This is a genomic window from Allocoleopsis sp., assembly GCF_036703385.1.
GTDB lineage: Bacteria > Cyanobacteriota > Cyanobacteriia > Cyanobacteriales > Coleofasciculaceae > Allocoleopsis.
The window spans coordinates 1-4,745 of sequence record NZ_DATNPA010000189.1 but is presented as its reverse complement, the minus strand read 5'-3'; the positions used below and the strand labels follow the sequence as shown (position 1 = coordinate 4,745).

The 4,745-nt window shown below is 49.6% G+C and carries 7 protein-coding genes and 1 tRNA gene; 5 read left to right on the top strand and 3 right to left on the bottom strand.

Going from position 1 to position 4,745, the window contains the following annotated elements:
• The 3 genes from V6C93_RS38150 to V6C93_RS09655 all read right to left on the bottom strand — a co-directional run.
• Positions 1-154 (bottom strand): alpha/beta fold hydrolase (locus V6C93_RS38150; RefSeq protein WP_414644160.1); only part of this gene is annotated, 154 nt, incomplete at its 3' end.
• 101 nt (positions 155-255) lie between these two features.
• Positions 256-981 carry a hypothetical protein gene (locus V6C93_RS09660; RefSeq protein WP_333476445.1) on the bottom strand — a complete coding sequence of 242 codons (726 nt, stop codon included), beginning with the start codon at positions 979-981 and terminating at the stop codon, positions 256-258.
• Positions 966-1,220: a hypothetical protein gene (locus tag V6C93_RS09655; protein ID WP_333476444.1), complete on the bottom strand. Its 255-nt coding sequence runs from the start codon at positions 1,218-1,220 to the stop codon at positions 966-968. The genes V6C93_RS09660 and V6C93_RS09655 overlap by 16 nt, the downstream gene beginning before the upstream one ends.
• A gap of 280 nt (positions 1,221-1,500) precedes the next feature.
• On the opposite strand from V6C93_RS09655, the gene V6C93_RS09650 reads away from it, so the two are divergent.
• The 5 genes from V6C93_RS09650 to V6C93_RS09630 form a co-directional block, all read left to right on the top strand.
• Positions 1,501-2,022, top strand: a complete 522-nt coding sequence (locus tag V6C93_RS09650) for a GNAT family N-acetyltransferase (protein WP_333476443.1) — start codon at positions 1,501-1,503, stop codon at positions 2,020-2,022.
• A 73-nt stretch (positions 2,023-2,095) separates the two neighbouring features.
• Positions 2,096-2,169, top strand: a tRNA-Pro gene (locus V6C93_RS09645).
• Positions 2,170-2,510: 341 nt separating this feature from the next.
• The gene (locus V6C93_RS09640) at positions 2,511-3,329 is read left to right on the top strand and encodes a Tic22 family protein (protein WP_333476442.1); all 819 of its coding nucleotides are present in this window, start codon (positions 2,511-2,513) and stop codon (positions 3,327-3,329) included.
• Between the two features lie 120 nt (positions 3,330-3,449).
• Positions 3,450-4,358 carry a peptide chain release factor N(5)-glutamine methyltransferase gene (gene prmC / locus V6C93_RS09635; protein ID WP_349262662.1) on the top strand — a complete coding sequence of 303 codons (909 nt, stop codon included), beginning with the start codon at positions 3,450-3,452 and terminating at the stop codon, positions 4,356-4,358.
• 68 nt (positions 4,359-4,426) lie between these two features.
• Positions 4,427-4,745: L-threonylcarbamoyladenylate synthase (locus V6C93_RS09630; protein WP_333476440.1), on the top strand; the 319-nt coding region annotated here is incomplete at its 3' end.

Sequence of the window (4,745 nt, the reverse complement as noted above, 5' to 3'; positions counted from 1 at the left end):
ATTGATAATTCGGTGCCAACCGCTCGATCAAGGGTTGCCAGTAGCTACGGCTTAACAGCCAACCATGGATGAAAACTAGAACCGGAGAGGATGAGTGAGTGGGAGCCGTCAATTCATAGACGTGAGGCGCTCCCTCGATATCAATGATTGCCATATTTTCATCCTATCGGAGTTTGGGGGTTAGAAAAAGGTAAACTAGTTGAGCTGTTAGCCGGTTATGGGGCAAAATCCACAAACCGTCAACACTTTCCCCTGCTAAAATCGCCGCCCGAGCAATCGCTGCCGGACGCTTTCGGCAATTTTTTGCCCCAAGTATTCTGGAATTAAGTTTTCGTTCGGCCCTAATAAGTACAGGATTAATCGAGTTCGCCCGCGCCACACCAATAAGTTGGCATTGACCACTAACAAATCCTCTTGCCAGATGGCATACATCACTTTGTAAAACAGTCCTGGCTGGTTGTCAGCCTCAATCAGCAAAGCCGGGAGGTGGAAAACGGGATCTACGTAGAATTCGGTTTCCACTTGCTCCAAACCGGCATCGAGATTAAACTCGACTGCCAGCATCTCTTCGACTTCAAAACGCCCTGCTAATGCCTCCCGCACGGCGCGACAGACGTTTTCCGCCGTTTTGCTAGTCAGGGCTTGGCTGCCGCGAGAAACCACCAGCTTGATAAATACCAGCATGGGCGGACTGATTTGACCGTAAAGGCTGAGGCTGTGAATCGTCAGTCCATAGGCAGCGAGAACGCCAAAAATGTCACTGAGGAGAAATGACTGGTTGCGGTAGGCAAAATGTAGGGCGCTTTTGGAGCCTTCTGGTTTAATCTCAATGACCGCCCGTTTGGTTTTGTACAAGCGATAGGCGAGTCTGAGATTTTGCAATTGGATTTCACTACTGACAAACTGCTCATAGAACTGCGGAAACGCTCGGTTGAAGCGCTTGAGGAGTTCTAGCGTGGACGATTTTAAACCCGCAGCCATAAGTAGGGGTAGGATGCATACCAAGGAACGAGGTTGGCGTGAGCGATCGCTGTTTTCACAAGCTGTGTCGTCAGATACTGCCAGCTATGCTTTTTGGAAAAGCCTCTGCTGGCTCGGGCTAATTTCTCATAGATGCTGTCTACTAGCCTCAGTTTAGCTAAATACGACCTTCTCCTGAGCCTGAACCCAGTTCGGGAGAGGGAAATATAGCTGCCTAGCTGTGTTATTATCAAATTCACAAAGTTTTGGCTAGATTCAGTGCGAGAAGAATTGTCGGGAATCCTAAGTTTATACCAATGAGCTAGGAGTGGATGCAAATTTAGCAGGATTAATGGATAGCTTGAGACGATAGGTGTCTCACTAAAGATTAAATCTGCATTTGGGTTGTACTTCTAAGGTTTGAGATAAACTTAACCGTATTAAGTCAAGTCTCAATCGCACAGAACCTCCTGTCCGCCAGGATAAGGAAAATCTGCCAAGCTTTGGGACACAGTATCAAAGTGCCACAACCACACCTGCATGGGTTTTTGGAAGAGCTTGTTTAGCAGTTCAGACGCTGCCTCGCCGCAGACACAATTTGAAGGGGATGCACTTGACGGTACGAGCGATCGCACCGAAGAAGGTTCCCGCATCTATTTCAGCACGGAGCGGGACATTGACCTTTACGAGTTAGAAGAACTCTGCGATGCCGTCGGGTGGTCGCGGCGTCCCATGCGTAAAGTCAGAAAAGCAATTCAGCATAGCTTCCTAGTCGCTTCGATGTGGCAGCAGCGAGGCAACACTAGACGCTTAGTCGGCTTTGCTCGTGCGACATCCGACCATGCGTTTAATGCCACAATCTGGGATGTGGTAGTTCACCCGGATTTCCAAAGCAAGGGGCTAGGTAAGGCGTTGATGAAATACATGATTAAAAAGCTCCGGAGCGAGGATATTAGTAACATCACGCTCTTCGCCGACCCACACGTCGTCAATTTCTATCGTAGAATGGGCTTTATTCCAGACCCAGAAGGCATTAAAGGCATGTTCTGGTATCCGGATTAAGTTTTTTATCCTTCGGATTGAGAAATCTTGACCCACAAGAGCCAAAAGCGAGTTATACTAGCTAGGGACAAACCGGGATGTAGCGCAGCTTGGTAGCGCGCCTGCTTTGGGAGCAGGATGTCGCAGGTTCAAATCCTGTCATCCCGATTTTTAGATGATATTGCAATTCTCAAAGCCTTCCCGCCCGTGTAAAGTCGTTGACGCGCGTAGGAGAGGGGGAGCGAGCAATGAAGCTCAAGGAATGTGGTGGAACTATTGAAGATTGAATAGAGTCAGGGAAACTCGCCCGTATACAGAGAAAATAGTGCGAGTTACTCAGCCATGAAGCATTAATTAACAGTGGAAATTAAATCGCAAAATCGATAAAGTCAAAAGAGCTTTGAGCGGGATGATATCCATTTCTTATACACTTTCAATGGGTCATCCTTGTAGAGCGGCAGTATTCTAGTCGTCACGAGTATTTCAGGTCTAACTCGGAGGTAAGAGCAATGAAATCGTTAGTTCGTTGGAGCGCAACACTAGGTTTAGTTGGTAGCACCCTATTAGGTTCTGTATTGACAGGAAATTTGCAGGCATTGGCGTTGCCAGAAGAGCAAGTGGTTAAAGCCCTGCAACCAGTTCCCGTGTTTACAGTAACGGATGCACAGGGCGCGCCCTTGGTTGCTTCTGTACCGGATGCGAATAACAAGCCGCAATCCGTGGCAGGGGTTTTTATTAGCCAGAAGGATGCTCAGGCATTTGTCGATCGCTTGAAGAAAGACAAGCCAGATATTGGCAAAAACGTGCAAGTCGTTCCCGTTTCTCTGGCACAAATATTCAAGCTGAGAAAAGAGAATCAAAACAAGCCGGATGGCCTGAGCTTTGCCTTTATACCCGTGCAGCAACAGGTGCAAACAGCACAGACGCTCATGGCGTCAACGGGTCAACAAGGGCAGCAATTTCAAGGAACACCCCTGTTCGTTGCCAGGGGTGGTAAAGAGCAGGGATATTTAACCATTCAAGAGAATGGTAAATCAGTCATTCCCTTCTTCTTTGAGAAAGAACAATTGCAGCAACTGGTCGATCGCTTTAAGCAGCAAAAACCCGATATGGCGTCTACAGTTAAAGTCGAAGCTGTCCCCCTAGAAGGTGTAATTCAGACCCTACAGAGCAGTAACAACGAGCAATTGCAGAACATCGTACTCGTGCCAACACAGGAAGCCATATCCTTTCTGAGAAGCCTGCCCGCTGCTTCAGGTCAAGGCACACCTCAAAATCCAGCTAATGCAGGGCAACGTCCAGCCCAGCAAGGGCAACCCCGACGATAAGCGATCGCTTTACTCCAGACAAGGAGGCGAAGATTGGGCAATAATGATGCGAACGATCGCTTGTTAACTCCAGGTTCTGTGTCAACACAAGGCAGGGATTCTCAAGCAGATTCCAACTCTGTGGCGTCGTCCAGTGTATCGGGTTCCGCTCTCTGGCAGTGGCGTCAAGAGGCCCGCAAGTCAGCGGTAGAAGCTGGTATCCCGATGGCTGAAGTAGACTGGCTGCTACAAGAAGTCGCTGAACTCGACCCGTTGGAACTGCGCCTAGAATCCTTCAAAACGCGATCGCAAATCAAAGTGCGATATCCTCTACCCGTGCTATCTCAACTCTGGCACCGGCGAATTCGCGATCGCTTGCCCGTTCAGTACCTGGCTGGAACAACCCCTTGGCGTCATTTTTCCCTAATCGTCTCCCCAGATGTCCTAATTCCCCGCCCAGAAACCGAATACCTGATCGACCTAGCTGTGGATGCCGTGAAACATAGCTCAATTCCCCAACTAGACGCAGGACACTGGGCGGATTTAGGCACTGGGAGTGGTGCGATTGCTCTGGGCTTAGCGGATGCCTTCCCCTCTGCCACCGTTCACGCTGTCGATCGCAGTGCAGCGGCACTCGCTATCGCTCAACAGAATGCTCAAAAGCTTGGCTTAAAAGAGAGAATTCAGTTTTACCAAGGTTCTTGGTGGGAACCTCTCGGCGCTCTTAAGGGTCAGTTTAAGGGCATGGTGTCCAACCCACCTTATATCCCCAGTGGTTTGCTTCAAGAGCTACAACCGGAAGTGCGCGACCATGAACCGTATCTCGCCCTTGATGGTGGTGCTGAGGGTCTAGACTGCATTGAGCAGTTGATCGAAACATCGGCTGATTATCTGCAACCTGGTGGTATCTGGTTAATCGAAATGATGGCAGGACAAGCGGAGACAGTGGCTCAACTACTGCATCAGCATGGTGGGTACTGCCGCATTCAAATCCTTCCGGACTTGGCAGGCGTCGATCGCTTTGCTCTAGCCTACACAAGACAAGAGTAATTTGTTATTGGTTGTTGGTCATCTTCCCTACGACTAACCACTAACCACTAACCACTAACCATTAACCAATGACCCAAGTTTCCCTATCTGCCTTAATTGCTGGCGCACATTCAGGTCAGCTAGTCAGCTTTCCTACCGATACAGTACCCGCCTTAGCCGTGCGGCCCGATCGCTCCGAGTTAGTGTTTGCGGCAAAGCAGCGCAGTCAAGAGAAGCCCTTGATTTTGATGGGGGCATCGCTGTCATCGCTGTGGCCGTTCGTATCGGGTACTGCTGCTGAAATGCAGGTGTGGGAGCAAGTAGCTCAAAAGTACTGGCCTGGAGCGCTCACCTTAGTCCTACCTGCCTCCGAACGAGTTCCGCCTGCGATGAATCCCGCCGATCCGG

Coding starts and splice junctions, on each gene's coding strand:
- V6C93_RS09660 (WP_333476445.1), bottom strand. CDS start 981: ATGGCTGCGGGTTTAAAATCGTCCACGCTAGAACTCCTCAAGCGCTTC.
- V6C93_RS09650 (WP_333476443.1), top strand. CDS start 1,501: ATGGGTTTTTGGAAGAGCTTGTTTAGCAGTTCAGACGCTGCCTCGCCG.
- V6C93_RS09640 (WP_333476442.1), top strand. CDS start 2,511: ATGAAATCGTTAGTTCGTTGGAGCGCAACACTAGGTTTAGTTGGTAGC.